This is a genomic window from Parapedobacter soli, assembly GCF_025460835.1.
GTDB classification, from domain to species: domain Bacteria; phylum Bacteroidota; class Bacteroidia; order Sphingobacteriales; family Sphingobacteriaceae; genus Parapedobacter; species Parapedobacter soli.
This window is the reverse complement of record NZ_JAMXAY010000077.1, coordinates 1-17,003: the sequence shown is the minus strand read 5'-3', so window position 1 is coordinate 17,003 and position 17,003 is coordinate 1. Positions and strand designations below refer to the sequence as shown.

Here is a 17,003-nt window from a genome sequence, read left to right as displayed (position 1 = left end):
TGATGTGGTTTGGTACACTGTTGCTACGGGCGGCACGCCATTGGCGGCTGATGCTGCACTGACCACGGGTACGTACTATGCCGCGCAGATCGGTGATAACTGTGAGAGCGTTGAGCGCACTGAAGTTGAGGTGACCATCACCGAGACGCCTGCGCCGACACTGACGAACCGCGATCAGGTGTTCTGTGAGATCGACGGGCCTACGGTTGCCGACCTGAACGATGACGGTGCTACGGGTGATGTGGTTTGGTACACTGTTGCTACGGGCGGCACGCCATTGGCGGCTGATGCTGCACTGACCACGGGTACGTACTATGCCGCGCAGATCGGTGATAACTGTGAGAGCGTTGAGCGCACTGAAGTTGAGGTGACCATCACCGAAACACCCGCGCCGACGATAGCCAATGCCACACCTGAATTCTGCGAAACCGATAACATGACGCTGGCAGACTTGCCGGTTGTCGGTACAACTATAACATGGTATGCTTCGGCTACCGCTACCGATGCCTTACCGGAAACAACCGTGTTGGAAAATGGCGTAACGTATTACGCGACGCAAATGGGTGACCAATGCGAAAGCGCGGACCGCCTAGCGGTAACGCCGGTTATCGTCGACTGCACCTCGCTGCTGTCCATTATCAAGGAAGCGGATGATGACCGCGTCGTAGCCGGTGGTACCACAAGCTTTACGCTGACCATCACGAATGAAGGACCGGGTGCCCTGCACAGCGGCGACATCATTAAGCTGGAGGAACGCCCGGGTGCCGGGCTCACGATAACAGGCTACGAAGTGACTTCGGGCAATGGCACCGCAAACGGAACGGGCAACAGCGCTACGGTAATCACCAATGCGGTGATTCCTGTTGGCGGCACCATCACGGTCAGCGTAATGGCTGAGGTGGATGCGGATGCGGGTGAAACCATCACCAACGGCATCACCGTCTGGGGTCCCGACAAGGATCCGGAAGACGATCCGGAGGATGACCGCCACGACACGCCGCCGATTCCGGTAGATCGTAAGTCCAACCTGAGCATTACCAAAGCGGCTGATGAGGCGCGTGTAAAGGCCGGTGAAAGCACCAGCTTCACGCTGACCATCACCAACGACGGACCGTCCGTCATCCAGGTGGGCAAGGAGATAAGCTTAACCGAACGCCCGGGTGCAGGGGTAACCATCACAGGCTACGATGTAACAAGTGGCGCGGCTACCATCGCCAGCGACGGCAACACAGCCGTACTGACCACAACTGGCAAGATTGCCGTGGGCGGTACCATAGTGGTCAACGTAACGGCCGACGTAGCTGCTGACGCAGGTGAAACCATCACCAATGGCGTCACGGTTTGGGGACCGGATAAGAGCCCGGAAGATGATCCGGAAGACGATCGCCACGATACACCACCGATTCCGGTAGACCACGTGTCGAACCTGAGCATCACCAAGGCAGCCGACGAGGCCCGGGTGAGGGCGGGTGAAAGCACTAGCTTCACGCTGACCATCACAAACGACGGACCGGCAGTAATTGCTACAGGCAAGGTGATTAGCCTCACGGAACGGCCGGGGCCAGGAGTAACCATTACGGGGTACGAAGTGACCAGTAATAATGGTACAGCCGCGGGTACTGGTAATACAGCTACCGTAACCACGAGCCAAGCGATTGCCGTGGGTGGTACCATCGTGGTGAAGGTGACGGCCGATGTAGCTGCCGACGCAGGTGAAACCATCACAAACGGTATTACGGTTTGGGGCCCGGGTAAGAATCCAGAGGGTGACCCGGAAGACGACCGCCACGATACGCCGCCGATTCCGGTGGACCATGTATCGAACCTGGCCATCATTAAGGTGGCAGACGATGAGCGCGTCATTGCGGGTGGCACCACCTCGTTTACGGTGACGGTGACTAACAACGGCCCGGCAACCATTGCAGTAGGTGAAACCATCGCCTTGCAGGAACGGCCGAGCAATGGAGTAGCCGTTACAGGTTACGCGGTAACGTCTAACAATGCCACAGTGAGCGGAACCGGAAACAGTCCGCAACTCACCACGACCGCAGCGATAGCAGTGGGCGGTACAATTACCTTTACAGTATCGGCCGATGTGACAGCCCCTGCAGGGTCGACCATCTCCAACGGAATCGCTGTTTGGGGTCCGGATAAAGATCCCGGTACCGACGAAGAAGACGACGAGTATGAGACCCCCGAAATTCCGGTGGACCGTCCATATACGCTGAGCATCGAGAAGGTAGCGGATCAATCATTGGTAACTGCTGGTGAAGCAACCTCCTTTACCGTGACGGTGACCAATAACGGTCCGCTGGATATCGAATCCGGCAAGACTATCTCCCTCCGCGAACGTCCGGGTACGGGGGTAACCATCACCGGCTACGAAATCATTTCGGGTGCGGCGACCGTAAGCGGCACGGGCAATACGGCGACGCTGACCACAACGGGTGTAGTGGGGGTAGGTGCCACCATATCCGTACGCATCACCGCCGATGTGGCGGAAACGGCTAACGGCACCATCACCAATGGTATATCCGTTTGGGGTCCAGACAGCAACCCGGATACGGACGACCCGGATGACGAGGACGACATCGACCCGATTCCGGTTGACGCAACGTTGCACATTCCGAACGTATTCACCCCGAATGGTGATGGATTAAACGACCGTTTCGTCATTAAGAACCTGCTGCAGTACCAAGGTAGGGAGCTGACTGTGCTGAACAGATGGGGTAACCAAGTGTACAGGAGCGATAATTACAATAACGATTGGGATGGTGGAAGCTTAGCAGAGGGCACCTACTACTACATCCTCCGCTACCGTAATGGCGGCGAATGGAAAACGGCGAAAGGACCTGTGGCAATTATCCGCGTAACCAATCGATAGAAGGATAGGCCTGCCGGGGCAACCCGCTCCGGCAGGCGTTATCATAGCAAGCTGAAATGATTACCCCTCAATAAAGGAAAGTTAAAATGAAAAAGATATTTTTTATCGCACTCATTACCGTATTTGCCGTACCAGCAGTAGGCCAGCAGGTGGCACAATACAGCCAGTATATGTTCAACGCGTTATACATCAATCCCGCCTACGCTGGCTACCGCGGACCCATCAACCTGCACACCTACTACCGGTCCCAATGGACGGGCATGCCCGATGGGCCTCGCACGTTGGCATTAGCAGCCGATATGCGGACAGCTACTGATAACGTAGGGCTTGGGTTTAATCTGATGAGCGACCGCGTGGGATTGGAAAAACGTATCTATGCGTATGCAAACTACGCCTACCGGCTCCGTGTAGGTGCCGACCCCGAGAATCGGCTGGCATTCGGCATCGGGATAGGTGTGATCCATTCAGCCTTTGATAATGTCAACTGGAAGCCTACCGATGCGGAGCCTATCAGCCTTGAGAACTCGTTCCTGCCTGATGCCCGATTTGGAATCCATTATTCAAACAATACCTTTTTCGCAGGAATCGGTGTCGATAACCTGATTTCGCAGCTCTTTTTCAACGACGACGCCAGCTCGGCAAAGATGCCGCCGGTTACACAATATTACCTCAACGTGGGAGGGATTGTTCCGTTAACCTCCGATATGTTGTTCAAGCCGTCGGTATTGGTGAAGAATGCGAATAATGCGGGCAATAGGGCGTGGACATCTGATTTGAACGCTGCGGTGATTTTTGCCGAACAGTTCACCTTTGGCGTATCTTACCGCACTGCTTTGTCGAGTGGCAAGAAGTTATCGAGCAGCCTATCCCGTCCAAACTCTATTATCGCACTAGCTGAATTCGTCGCCAGTGGACAGTTCCGGGTTGGTTATTCTTTCGACTATGCGTTGAGTAAGCTGCATAACCAGGTGGGCAGTACGCATGAGATATCCCTAGGGTATTCCATCAACAGAGGAACGCAACGGATGCGTACGCCACGTTACTTCTAATCGGGAAAACTCATCTATTTAATGCTGATACGTACTAAATCATACCGACCCATGAAATTATATTTCAACAAAAAAATAAACTTGATCTTGGCGCTTTGCTTGCTGGCTGTGCTGCCGTCGCAGGCACAGTATTCCCTGCTGAAATCTGCCGATCGCGAATTTGATAGGTTTAATTTCATCAATGCCATTGAGCTGTACCAGCGAGCTTATGAGGTGAAGCCTGATATCCGTACTGCGGAGCGGCTGGCGGAATCGTACTACCATATCCGCGATTACAAGCAGGCGGAAACGTGGTACGCGCGGCTGGCGAACCACGATGAAGCGAAGGTAAATCATATTCTCCAGTATGGCCATATTCTACGCAACAATTCGAAATTCCGCGAAGCCAAAGCGCAATACCAACGGGTGGCGCTAAAAGCCGGAGGTATCATCACCCAGGAGGAACTCGATGTATTGTATGCATCGTGCGACTCGGCCGTTGTGTGGCTTGAAAACCCAAAAAAGGCCGTTGAGATAAAAAACCAAAAGAAATGGAATTCTGAACAAGCCGAGTTCGGTGCAACAAAAGGACCGGATGGTTTTTACTTCGCGTCGGATCGATTTGACGGTGCATCACACCCCGATGTGATTTACGGTTGGACAGGCAATCCGTATTTGGCGATGTATGTGGCTGATGATGATGGGGTAAGTAAAGTGGACGCGAAATGGAGCGATGGTGCCAACCACTTTGGACCGGCGACCTTTTCGATAGCGAGAAATGAGGTTTATTTTGCAGTGACGCGTAATCTGACCCGTGAGGAGAAACGCAAAGCCGGTAAGGATGTGACCGTCAATATCGAGATTTTCTCCAATTCGCTCGATGCAGCAAATTGGGGTGATAACGCTGCGCCCTTCCGTTATAATAATATTACGCAATGGTCGGTAGGCGATCCTTTTCTGAGCAGTACAGGCGATACGTTGTATTTCACTTCGGATATGGATGGTGGATTGGGCGGCACGGATATTTATTACGTGGTACGTCAGTCAGACGGTAACTGGGGCGATGCTGTCAACATGGGACCCAGCGTGAACACATCGGGCGACGAGCGTTTCCCCGGTGTCGATGAGCAGGGTGATTTCTATTTCTCTTCCAACGGCCACTTGGGTATGGGCGGATTGGATGTGTACCGGTTGGATCGGAGCAGCGTTACACCCCAAGTGGTGAACCTTGGATATCCATTCAACTCGCCATATGACGACTTTTCCATCCGGTTTGATAAAGAGCTGGAAGGATATGTCACATCTAACAGAAGCGGTGGTGTAGGTGCAGACGATATTTACTGGTTTAATTTGAATAAGATTATACAGATTGACTTGCAAGGCGGTGTATATAATGCTAAAACAAAGTTGCCTGTAACCGGTGCCAAGGTAACGCTTACGCCAGCAGGCGACGAAGCCAATGCGGTGGTTGTAAGCTCCGGTGCCGACGGTAAATTCAAGTTTAATCTTGTAGAGGAAACGGACTATACATTGACAGCGGAACAAACCGGTTTCCGGCCATTCACTCCGATGACATTCACGACTTCGGGCATCGATTCTACCACCACACTGTTGAAGGATATTTTCCTTGATCCGGTGGAGGAAAAAGAGGTCGTGGTACTCCGAAACATCTATTTTGATTTCGATAAGGCGGATATCAGGCCAGATGCCGCATTGGAACTTGACAAGATTGCCGCGTTCCTGAACAGTGACCCCAGTGTGCGGATTGAATTGAGTGCACATGCCGATTCACGAGGCAGCCATGATTATAACATGAAGCTTACACAGCGCAGGGCTGACTCTTCAGTGGCTTACTTGGTCAGTAAAGGCATCGCGGCAGACCGGTTGGTCGCCAAGGGATATGGCTTCACCAAACTGGCCAACCATTGCGCCAAAGGCGTGGAATGTACGGAAGAAGAACACCAATGGAACCGCCGGGTGGAGTTTTTTGTGATTGAAAGGGGGGATAAGAATTAAGTATGAGACACTAGATATAAAGCACGATAGGCCGAGACGCTGTACGCAGCGTCTCGTTTGTTTATACTTAATAAACAAACGAAATCTTTTACCCCGCCTATGAACTAAATATGTATGCTGGATTTCCCCTCGGTTCCTCGTCTCTCGGCCGGTTTCTAGCCGTGCTCGCTGTACTGCTTTTTGGTGCAGTACAGGAGGGGTATGGGCAGCGGGTGTACGCAACGAGCGTTGCTACCTCGGGAACTGGAGTAAGCAATGAAACGAATGCCATCAGCCCACCTCCGGGTGTAATAGAGCCGACTGCGACACCACTGGCAAGCATTTCTGTGTCGGGACGTGATGTTACCGGTAGTATAACGCTACAGTTTGGCTCGGCGATTCCGGCTAATAGTGCTGTGTGGTTGAAGGTTTCCGACCAATTTCTTGGTGATGGTATCGGTGGCGATGGCGGGGAAGTAACCGTTGAGGCTTATAATAATTCAGCTCCTGCGACAGGCTCCAATGCTGAGTATATTACCATGCAAGATGGGTCTGAGTATTACCGGGTTTCTGCCACATCAGCGTATAACGCGGTTCGGGTTACTGCCAAGGGAGGACGGGTACTTTTAGGAGGAAACACGACTTCGTCGATAAATGTACATTACGCTTTTACAGAACCTCCCGGTTCCGATTGTACCACCATATTAGGAACCTCAGTAAGTACAAGCCCCGGAACGATAAGCAATCCCGAACGCGCTATTGATGGCAATATAAACACCCATTCAACTTTTGCTCCGCCATTACTTTCGCTAGGAGGGACGATGACACAGACGGTGTATCTGGCGAGGCAATCCAATCCCGGCGACGCTGCGACGGTAACATTTTCGCTTCCGGGTACCTTGCTTGAGCTAAATCTATTATCGGGAGTTTCTATCCAAACACTTAATGGCGATACAGAGGTTTCCAACGTCCAAATAAACAGCCTTCTAGGACTGGATTTATTAGGCTTATTAACCACAGGTGGGAAATATACGATTTCTGATATCCCCCCGAACAGGTTTGACAGAATTGTTTTTCGTTATAACACAGGACTACTTTTAACGGGCAATGTAAATCTCTACGAAGTCAATCATACGCCAGCGCCACCGACCGTCCCGGTTGCTTTTCCTGATGTCATTGAAGTATGTGAAGGAGAGACTTTAACCCTAACAGCAACCACGGTTTCCGATGGAAGTATTTTACGCTGGTACGATGATCTGGTAGGTGGCCAGCTTTTGCAGGAAAGTTCGGGGAATACAGATAATTATACGACGGAGCCGCTTCCTTTTACTGCTGAAGGCGATACCATGTTTTTATATGTTGCCTCCGCTTGGGGTAGCGGATGTGAGTCTGAATCACAAAGGACACCTATCGCTATCAAAGTAAATCAAAAACTGAGTGTTTCCCCTATTGTGGGCGTGGACGAAATCTGCCTGAATGAATCGACGCCTTTTTCTTCCGCTACGCCAGGTGGTATTTGGAGCAGTTCGGATGAATCAATTGCCACCGTTGACCCGGCATCAGGAGAAATAATTGGCGTCGGCAATGGAACGACAACGATAAGGTACACCGTTACCGATCCGGCAACGGGTTGCGCAAGTACTGTTGAAAAAGAAATTACAGTCAACCCCCTGCCCGGAATCACCTTACTTCCCGTTGCTCCCATCTGCGAGGGTGAAACGGTAGCAGCTTTAGGTTACAGCAACCTTTCGAATAGTCCTGATCAGTACAACATTGTTTGGGACAGTGGCGCGTCTCCGGGTTTCACAAACGTAACGGATGCCGCGCTACCGACCAGTCCAATTTCGATTCCGATTCCCGCATCGGCCCCGATGGGGGAATATACCGGGACGTTTACGGTTGGGAACAGCGAGACAGGATGCCAGAGTGTAGAGATTCCATTCACGTTGCGGGTATTGCCACAGCCAGGCAAACCGCACATGACTATTACCGACGTACAGCATTAATAACGCTCATATATGAAATAACAATAACATGAAACAAAAAAAGATGAATATGGAAAAGACAACTACGATGTTGAAAACAGGCCTGGTGGGCTTGTTTTTGACGATGACGACTATCGGGGTATACGCACAGTCATCGCCCCCAGAACCTCTTTCGGCATTAGGCCCGCAGAGCCCCACACTGGCCGGAACTACTGAGCGGGGAGATCTTTTTGATCCGCCAATTGCTAATTTCGATGATGAACTCATCAATTCCATCCTGTTTTTCAATCCGGATGAAGCGAATAGCTTTACCCTCCGGGCAAGCGCAATTGAGGATCACGAGGACGATAGAGGGCTTTCGTTTACGCATTACCAATGGTCGTATGGAACCAACGGAACCGATTTTACGCCTATAGGCTCAGATGCTGCGACCCTCCCACAGTCTGGAATCGGTCCGGGTTATCATTACTACCGCGTAGAAGCATGGATTGTTCCAGCCGGCACCGATCCTGATTTGTCTTGCGATGCTGACAACACCGAAACATTTGTGGTCTTTGTATTGCCTCCGCTAAGCGTGACCGCAACGAACACCGGTGGTCTTTCTCAGTATTGTGAATCCGACGCTGGTACGCAAAGCAATGTCGCACTTTCAGCAGCTGTAGCCTATGATGGGTATGCTGGGAGTCCCACAGTGGGTGAATTCGACGTTAACTACCGGTGGTATTACGTGAAGTCAAACGGCAGCGATCCATTTTCGCAAAACAATGATGATTTCGTGGAAGTGACGAAAACAAATATTACAAATGCTACCTTGATAGATGGTGAAACATCAGCAACGTACACGCCAAACATCAGCGAAGTAGGTACTTACAAGTTCTTTGTGGAAGTAGAATACCAGATTAAGGACAGGAGTCACGGCCTTGGTACAGACGACCCAACGGACCGTAACCGGCCGTATGTAATTTACAGAGGTTGGGTTGGCGGCCCAGACCAAGCCAATGCAACGATCATTACCGTAACGCCAGAACCAGGCAAACCACACATCACTATCGAAGAGGTACTCGATTAGTGTAGTCAAGATAAGGATACCATTGACCCGGATGCACTTTTTGCATCCGGGCGATGGTTGATTTATGCGCGGGAAGGACATTTAAATGTTTCAGCGGATTCGGTATATAGCGGCTGTCAGCTCCATGTTGTGCGCCCTGCTTCAGGCATGGGCACAGCAACAGTCTGTGCATATTGCGCAGGGTAGTGCCGTTGTGCTCCGCGCGGATGCCACCAATGCGCTTTCTTACCTATGGTTCCGTGACGGCGAGCCCATTGATGGACTCCATGATCAGAGACTGACCGTGGACGAACCGGGAATCTATACGGTTATGGCCCTGGGAAACGACTGCAACTCCGACATGTCGGACCCTGTGCAGGTTATTGTCGACCCGGGAGGTGCCCCAGTCACGGTGGACATGCGTATTCGCAACGAACCCGACCGACCGACAGTGCTATTAGGCACGCCTTTCACTTATCAACTGTTTATCCATAATGGCAGCGAGCATCCCGCCACGGGCGTGAAAACAACTGTGCGCTTGCCTCGCGAAGTTGCCTACGAGCAGGTGCCTGGCTATTATGACGGCACGGTGAGTTACGACCCCACCACGCATGAGGTGGCCTGGGTATATGGAACTATGGAAGCGGGGCAGTCTGCCTCGTTACGTATCACTGTTAGGGCGCAAAGGGAAGGACTCGCTGCGCAGTGGGCGCAGGTGAGCAGCATGGAAGCAGACCGCAATAGCCATGACAACGAGGCCTTGGCGACCGTGGAAATTATCGAATTGACCATACCTAACGTGTTTACGCCCAACGGCGACGGGGTCAATGACTTGTTTGTGATTCGTGGTATCGAACTCTTCCCACAGCACCGGCTGGTAATATTCAACCGCTGGGGAAATGAAATATATAGGTCTGACAATTACAGAAACGACTGGAACGGCGGGGGCATCAGCGAAGGAACGTACTATTACGTGTTGGAGGTGAAGACCCAGAATGGGCGGTGGCAGACGTTCAAAGGGTTTATTACCATCATTCGCGCCATGCCCGGTTAGCGGAGAGTTAAGCGGCCGCAGTTATCAATTTTCCTGTATGTTCGATTCCCAGCCGATAAGTTAAGGTGAAGCGATCAGCGCGACGGGCGACCACTAAATCAGTTACTGGTGCTTTTCCATAACCCACCCTCCGAAATCGAAATACTTAAGCAATTGCATTTCGCGTTTTTCTGACTGAATGGCTAATCGTTTTAACGCGATTTTTTCCCGGGCGGCTTCTTTCCACGCATTGCCCCGGCGTTTGGGATCGGCGGCAATGGTGTTGAACACTAGCTTCTCCGTTTTAAATGCTTTGCCGAACTTGCTGAACACCCGCTTGTAGGATCTGATTTCATAGTCGAGGTAGTCCAGGTCGTCCTGCTCATAGCCGATGAGGATGTGCAGCAGCCGTGCTGCCCGGAACACTGCCAATTGTGTGTATTGCCTTTCTGCGGTGAGAAGCCTGTTGATGCACTTATTCGCCTTGTTCCATTGTTGGGCACGGAAATGGGTTAAACCCTCGAAATAATCATACTCCAGCTGTTTTTCATGCCCTTCGATTGGAGTGTGGTCATCTACTTTGCCTCCAAGCCCATTCAGCAATTGGGCAGCCTCATCGATGCTCCCCATTCCCAAAAGCATATTCAGCCGGTATGTGTTTACCGTGAGCATTGCCAAGTTGGTGAAATGGTCAGGATACGGCCGTTTGGAGAGCGATGCTGCCTTGTCGATGAATAATTCCATTTCTGGGTAGTAGCCGATACTCCGCAGACTATCCAGGATACCGTCTAACGCCGATAGATAGTCGTAAGGCGGATAATCCCACATTGGCTCGTTGGATTCGATCAGCCTATTGAGTTCGTTAAAGATCCGTAAGGCGGAGCGGTATTCGCCGGTGTGGATGAAAAAAAACGACTGGAATAACAAGTGGAGTTTTTGTGGTTCGAACTGGTGCTGGCTGCCCCGCGTGGTCAGGCTAAGCTCGCTTAAGATCAAGTCATTGATTTTTTTGTCGCTCTTCCCATCCACGGCCAATACACCCTTTGTCAACCGATAACTCAGCAGTTCATACAGCGAATAATGCTCGTGGAGCTGCCGGAGCGATTGTAGGGTATGTTTGGCTTTCATCTGCCTATCCACCAATTGCTGTTCGCTGGTCATTGGAAAGCCCATGTCGGCCAGCGCGGTTAGCTCCATCCGTGACGCCTGGTAAGCAACCGTGTAGTCTTCGCTTTCAGATGCTAGTTTATAGGCTTTCTGAAGTGCTTTATGGGCCCTGTTGGGCATGGAGCGCTCAAAGCACAACCGGGCTTTCATCAGCTGATGGCGTTGCGTATACCAGTTGTCCTGTTCAATGCGTATCTGTATCAGCACATCGGTGAGTACCTTATATAGGTAGCTTGCTGTATTTTCAAAAGATTTGGATGGGTAAGCTTCGCGGAAACGTTGCTCCCACGATTTGCCATCGCCGTGGTAGTTAGCAGCCAGATCATATAACAGCAGGTAATCTTTAGGTCCCTTGAGCTTAGAGCAGTGCAGTTGGAAATGCTTTTTCTCCGCCGCGGAAAGCGACAGGATAAGCTTTTCTAATTCGAATATGAGCATGTGGTGTTCTTAGTGTTAAATTATTTTAAAAAAATTAATACCCTGATTATCAAGTTTATTATCAATTATAATTGGTATTAAGTTAATTTATAATTCATAAAATTATGTAAAAATGGTTAATTTTTAAAAGATATCCCCAATACTTTTGTTAAAGTAATAGACCAGTTGTTAGTTTTTGTAACCAGTTATATGAGTAGTAAAATCATTGTAGTAGGAAGTATGAATATGGATATGGTGGTGAAGACCAGCCATATTCCCCAGCCGGGTGAGACTGTTTTGGGTGGGTCATTTTTTATGAATCCGGGAGGCAAAGGAGCGAATCAGGCTATAGCCGTAGCCCGGCTGGGGGGAAATGTCGCATTCGTCGGCAAGATCGGTGACGATATTTTCGGAAAGCAATCTTCCCAGCTATTTGATGAGGAGGGTGTGGATACGAACGGTATCCTGTCTGACCATGACAGCCCGTCGGGGATTGCGCTGATTACGGTCGATGAGCATGGCGAAAATAGTATCGTTGTGGCCCCTGGGGCGAACGCACACCTTGAACCGGCGGATGTGGAACGCGTACTAGAAAAGTACCCCGACAGCAAGATCCTGCTTATGCAATTGGAAATCCCGATGCGCACGGTGGAATTCGCTGCGCAGCATGCCCGGGAGAAAGGTATGCAGGTAATCCTGAACCCCGCTCCGGCCAACGAGCTCGTGCCGGGTGTATTCCATTTGGTGGATATCCTTACGCCGAATGTAAATGAAGCTGAGATGCTATCGGGAATACGGATTGCAGATACTGCGAGCGCGCGGAAGGCTGCGGAGGCCATACAAGCCCAGGGGGTGAAGCATGTAATCATCACATTGGGCAAGGATGGCGCGGCCCTGTTGGAAGAAGGTGGATTGTTTTACCATATCCCGGCACCGATAGTGGAGACGGTGGATACGACAGCGGCAGGGGATGTATTTAACGGTGCTTTGGCCGTGGCCATGGCCGAAGGCAAGGTGCTGACCGATGCCACAGCTTTTGCATGCCGGGCCGCATCGATAGCGGTGACTAAGATGGGGGCGCAATCGTCTATCCCGTTCCGGAATGAAGTATTGTTACACAGTATGAAATAGCGTTTGATTGTAAACCAATTTAAAGACCAATGAATTATGTTTATCGTAGAAAGTTATGGACTAGCGGTTCTGTTTTGCATCATCACGATGCTATGCTGGGGCTCGTGGGCCAACACGCAGAAGTTGGTGCAGCGCGAATGGCGCTTTGAGCTGTTCTATTGGGATTACGTATGGGGTATCTTCCTGCTCTCACTTATCGGGGCATTTACCATGGGCAGCATGGGCGACTCAGGACGCTCATTCATGGACGATCTGGCACAGGCTGAAGGCGGTAACATCCGAAGCGCACTTATCGGTGGCGTGGTATTCAATCTGGCCAACATCCTGCTGACAGCGGCCATTGCCGGTGCCGGTATGGCCGTTGCATTTCCTGTCGGTATCGGCTTGGCGTTGGTTATCGGTGTGCTGATCAACTACCTGATGCATAGCAAGGGCGACCCTATTTTGCTGTTTCTCGGTGTAGGGTTAGTTACGGTCGCCATTATTCTCAATGCGGTGGCATACGGAAGGCATTCGGGGAGTAAGGGCAAGAAAGGTGTCGGCAAATGGATCGTGGTATCTGTTATCGCCGGTGTATTGATGTCTACCTTTTATCCGTTCATTGCAGCAGGCATGGACTTGGAGAATTTCGTGAGCCCGGCAGCGGGCAAGATGACGCCTTACACGGCTTTTGTCGTATTCGCTGCGGGTATCGTGGTGAGCAACCTGGTGTTTAACACCATCCTGATGCGCAAGCCGCTCGAAGGTGCGCCGATCAGCTACGGCGAGTATTTCCGCGGCCGTTTTGGGGTCCACCTCGTGGGTATCCTTGGCGGCTGCATCTGGGGGGTGGGAAACCTCTTCAATCTCATCGCCGCAGGTAAGGCGGGTCCGGCCATCTCCTATGGGCTGGGGCAAGGGGCTACCTTGGTCGCGGCGCTATGGGGCGTATTGATCTGGAAGGAATTTAAAGGCGGTTCCAAGGCGGTGAATGCACTCGTGGCTGCGATGTTCGTGTTGTTTGTGGTCGGGTTGGGGTTGGTGATCTCGGCGGGAGGGTGATTCGGAAGAGAATTGCTAATAATTAGCTAATAGAGGATAATTACAATCCAATGAGAAAAATCGGTTTTGACAAATACACACTTTGCTAGATAAACCGAGAAAGCTATATGAAGTTGCTTATATTGTAAATCGAAATGCTGTTGTTAAGGATGCTTTCCAGTGAAAAGCAAACTTTAGACTTAATGGTGGTTGCCGATCGACGAATTTGTATTTTTAAACTATTTTAGTATTATCTTTATGAAAGCTAGCGTATTCTTCTTTGCTAACGTGATTTTTTGGTGCAGTGCCTGTTCGCCGGCCGGAATGGAAAAGGGAGTGGATCATGACAATGAACCGCCGCAAATCATCTTCGATACCGACATGGGTCCCGATTACGACGATGTAGGTGCGATTGCCGTCTTGCACGCCCTTGCAGATAGTGGCGAATGCGAGATTTTGGCTACCGTAGCTAGTGATGCTCATCCATCCATTGCGCCGACGATTGAGGTACTCAATCGTTATTTCGGTCGTGGTGACCTGCCTATAGGTAAAGCCCCGCAAGGCGCACCTGATTTTACGGCGAAAAACGGTTGGAACGATACGCTTATCAATAGGTATGCGCCTGAATTGCGTGATAAAAATTACCCCGATGCGGTGAGCGTTTATCGTCAAGTGCTTGCCAATCAACCGGACCATAGTGTTACGATCGTTACTGTAGGATTTCTTTCTAACCTCAGCGCATTGCTGGATTCGAAGCCGGACGAGTATTCCAGTCTGAGCGGCGTGGATTTAGTGAAAGCTAAAGTAAAGCAGCTTGTGGCGATGGCAGGCGGTTTTCCGGAAGGAAACGAGTTTAACGTGAACAGGCACGCTGAAGCCTCGGTAAATACATTCAATAAATGGCCTACGCCGATATTGTTCAGCGGTTTCGAAATCGGAGCGAAGATTTTTACTGGAGGGAAAGTCGCAGCACGTGATGACGATGGCCCCGTGACAACAGCTTACGACATCAATCTGAAGTCCTATACCAAGGATGGTGCATCCAACCGCCAATCGTGGGATCAGACGACTGTATTGGTTGCTGTTCGAAACCCGTCAGATTATTTTTATGTAAATGGCCCGGGGAAGTTTGAAGTGAACGAAGATGGTTCCAACACGTGGGACCCCGCAACGGATGCAGGACATTATTTCATTAGCCATAAATATCCATACCAGCATATTGCAGATGCCATTGAGGCGCTGATGTTGCATACGCCTTAAATAAGTCGATTTGATTTGAGACAAATGGCATGTGATCTGAGATAAAGTCAATGTGATTCGAGGACATGAATACCTGTTTCCCGATTAATTTCTTATGGCTTTCCCAGCGGTCGCCCGGTGTGTCGGTGCTAATATTGTATCTGAATAAGCCAACAAATTAGAACGATGCCCTCAATTTGTTGGCTTATATTTGTGTTATGATTGTAAACACATTAGCTAATCGATTGGTATGAAGTTATATAAAACAGCACAGGGTAACTTACTCTATACGGAGGGCGACTATTATGGTGTTGATCAGGAATGGGACGAGCTCATTAACCGCAACAGCCTTTACAGTTACCTCAAGGGGCTATTGGGATCCCTGGCACGCATCAACGAATCGGAGGCATTGGGGTGGATTGACCAGGGGTTGTTGCCTCCGATAGGCAGCCAAGAAGTATGGGCAGCGGGAGTGACCTACTTCCGGAGTATGGAGGCGCGTATGGAAGAAGCAAAAGACTCTGGCGGGGCCGACCTCTACGACCGGGTGTACCATGCCGAAAGGCCTGAGCTCTTTTTCAAGTCGTTGGCCCATCGCGTGGCTGGGCATAAGCAGCAGGTGAGCATCCGTAAAGACTCTGCATGGGATGTGCCCGAACCGGAGCTGACACTATTTATCAATTCTACGGGGAAAATCGAAGGTTACACCATCGGGAATGATATGAGTTCACGGAGCATAGAGGGAGAGAATGCGCTTTACCTACCTCAAGCGAAGGTATATAATCGGTCCGCCGCATTGGGCCCATGCCTTTATATTCCGGAGGGGGCAATCAATCCGGAAACCGTTATAGAGATGGAAATCCACCGCGCTGGGAAGCAAATGTTCCGCGACTCCGTGCAAATCAACCGAATTAAGCGGTCTATGGGCGAACTTGCCGGCTATTTATACCGGGAATGCCGATTCGACTCGGGTTGTTTCCTGATGACCGGCACTTGCTTGGTACCACCCAATGAATTCACATTGCAGGTCGGCGATATGGTAAACATCACTATCGGACCTATCGGCACACTCAGCAATACTGTCGGCTACAATTGAAGCCACTCCTGCAGCGAAAACGTCTCTTTCAGCCGGTACCCCTTTTCCGTAAGCTGGATGGTGCAGCATTCGTTTACCGGGTCGTGCTCCAAAAATAGCGCGTACTCATTGTCAATGGACTCTTGCCAATACCGTTTGCGCTCTTCCATCGTAACCAGCGGCCGTACATCATAGCTCATTACGTATGGGAGCGGGATATGGCCGGCCGATGGGAGGAGGTCGGCCATATACAATAGCGTTCGACCGTTATAGTTGATTTGCGGCAGCATCATGGCATCGGTGTGGCCGTAGGCAAAGCGGACACTAATATTATCAGAAAACTGTACCCCGTCTTCCACCTCGATGAAGCGCAGTTGTCCGCTGTCGTAGAGCGGAATGATGTTTTCTTGCAGGAATGACGGCTTTTCGCGGTGGTTGGGGAAAAGCGCCCAGTCCCAATGCTGCTTATTGCTCCAGTAAGTCGCGTTCTTGAATGCCGGCACCAACTTGTCCTCCTCGTGGGTGATGGCACCGCCCACATGGTCGAAGTGGAGGTGCGTGAGAAATACGTCGGTGATGTCGTCACGGTGGAAACCGTGTTTGGCAAGCGACCCATCCAAGGTGTCGTCACCATGCCGGTAATAATGGGCGAAAAATTTATCACTCTGTTTATTCCCCAGCCCGGTATCCACCAATGTGAGCCGGTTGTCTTCTTTGATGAGCAACAGCCGGGCTGCCCAAGTGCACATATTCCGGTCGTCTGCGGGATTTGTGCGTTGCCAGATCGATTTGGGAACAACGCCAAACATCGAGCCGCCGTCAAGTTTGAATAATCCGGTATCAATAGGGTATAATTCCATACATCGTCTACTAATTGCTGTGGTCAATGCTAAGATAAAAAATACCTGTCAAATACCAGACTTAAAGCACAAAAAACAGGGCAACCGCATTTAAAACTTTTTGATTTTCTGTGATTTGGGT

At 50.7% G+C, this 17,003-nt stretch carries 12 protein-coding genes; 10 read left to right on the top strand and 2 right to left on the bottom strand.

Translation table 11 applies throughout. The features are described from left to right. The 6 genes from NGM62_RS20250 to NGM62_RS20225 form a co-directional block, all read left to right on the top strand. On the top strand, nucleotides 1–2,884 hold a 2,884-nt coding region (locus tag NGM62_RS20250; RefSeq protein ID WP_262250137.1), incomplete at its 5' end, for a T9SS type B sorting domain-containing protein. Between the two features lie 86 nt (nucleotides 2,885–2,970). Then, nucleotides 2,971–3,933, top strand: a complete 963-nt coding sequence (locus NGM62_RS20245) for a PorP/SprF family type IX secretion system membrane protein (RefSeq protein ID WP_262250136.1) — start codon at nucleotides 2,971–2,973, stop codon at nucleotides 3,931–3,933. Between the two features lie 51 nt (nucleotides 3,934–3,984). Beyond that, nucleotides 3,985–5,928, top strand: a complete 1,944-nt coding sequence (locus tag NGM62_RS20240; protein ID WP_262250135.1) for an OmpA family protein — start codon at nucleotides 3,985–3,987, stop codon at nucleotides 5,926–5,928. Between the two features lie 110 nt (nucleotides 5,929–6,038). Beyond that, a complete protein-coding gene (locus NGM62_RS20235) occupies nucleotides 6,039–7,913 on the top strand; it encodes an immunoglobulin domain-containing protein (protein ID WP_262250134.1) in 1,875 nt (624 codons plus the stop codon). A 49-nt stretch (nucleotides 7,914–7,962) separates the two neighbouring features. Then, nucleotides 7,963–8,961, top strand: a complete 999-nt coding sequence (locus tag NGM62_RS20230; RefSeq protein WP_262250133.1) for a hypothetical protein — start codon at nucleotides 7,963–7,965, stop codon at nucleotides 8,959–8,961. Nucleotides 8,962–9,046: 85 nt separating this feature from the next. Continuing rightward, entirely contained in the window at nucleotides 9,047–9,994 is a 948-nt protein-coding gene (locus NGM62_RS20225; RefSeq protein WP_262250132.1) for a T9SS type B sorting domain-containing protein, read from the top strand. Between the two features lie 102 nt (nucleotides 9,995–10,096). Here the strand turns inward: NGM62_RS20225 and NGM62_RS20220 are convergent, their stop codons facing one another. Next, nucleotides 10,097–11,578 carry a hypothetical protein gene (locus NGM62_RS20220; protein WP_262250131.1) on the bottom strand — a complete coding sequence of 494 codons (1,482 nt, stop codon included), beginning with the start codon at nucleotides 11,576–11,578 and terminating at the stop codon, nucleotides 10,097–10,099. A 189-nt stretch (nucleotides 11,579–11,767) separates the two neighbouring features. Here NGM62_RS20220 and rbsK point away from each other — a divergent pair, with 189 nt between their 5' ends. From rbsK to NGM62_RS20200, 4 genes are all read left to right on the top strand, one after another. After that, nucleotides 11,768–12,688, top strand: coding sequence for a ribokinase (rbsK, locus tag NGM62_RS20215; RefSeq protein ID WP_262250130.1), 921 nt, complete (start codon nucleotides 11,768–11,770; stop codon nucleotides 12,686–12,688). 36 nt (nucleotides 12,689–12,724) lie between these two features. Next, entirely contained in the window at nucleotides 12,725–13,729 is a 1,005-nt protein-coding gene (locus NGM62_RS20210; RefSeq protein ID WP_262250129.1) for a GRP family sugar transporter, read from the top strand. Between the two features lie 237 nt (nucleotides 13,730–13,966). Beyond that, on the top strand, nucleotides 13,967–14,968 hold the full coding sequence (locus tag NGM62_RS20205) for a nucleoside hydrolase (RefSeq protein ID WP_262250128.1): 1,002 nt from the start codon (nucleotides 13,967–13,969) through the stop codon (nucleotides 14,966–14,968). 229 nt (nucleotides 14,969–15,197) lie between these two features. Then, nucleotides 15,198–16,043 carry a fumarylacetoacetate hydrolase family protein gene (locus NGM62_RS20200; protein WP_262250127.1) on the top strand — a complete coding sequence of 282 codons (846 nt, stop codon included), beginning with the start codon at nucleotides 15,198–15,200 and terminating at the stop codon, nucleotides 16,041–16,043. Here the strand turns inward: NGM62_RS20200 and NGM62_RS20195 are convergent. Then, nucleotides 16,034–16,882 (bottom strand): MBL fold metallo-hydrolase, encoded by an 849-nt coding sequence (locus NGM62_RS20195; RefSeq protein WP_262250126.1) that lies wholly within the window; start codon nucleotides 16,880–16,882, stop codon nucleotides 16,034–16,036. The two genes, NGM62_RS20200 and NGM62_RS20195, sit on opposite strands and share 10 nt — an antisense overlap. Between the last annotated feature and the right edge of the window lie 121 nt (nucleotides 16,883–17,003).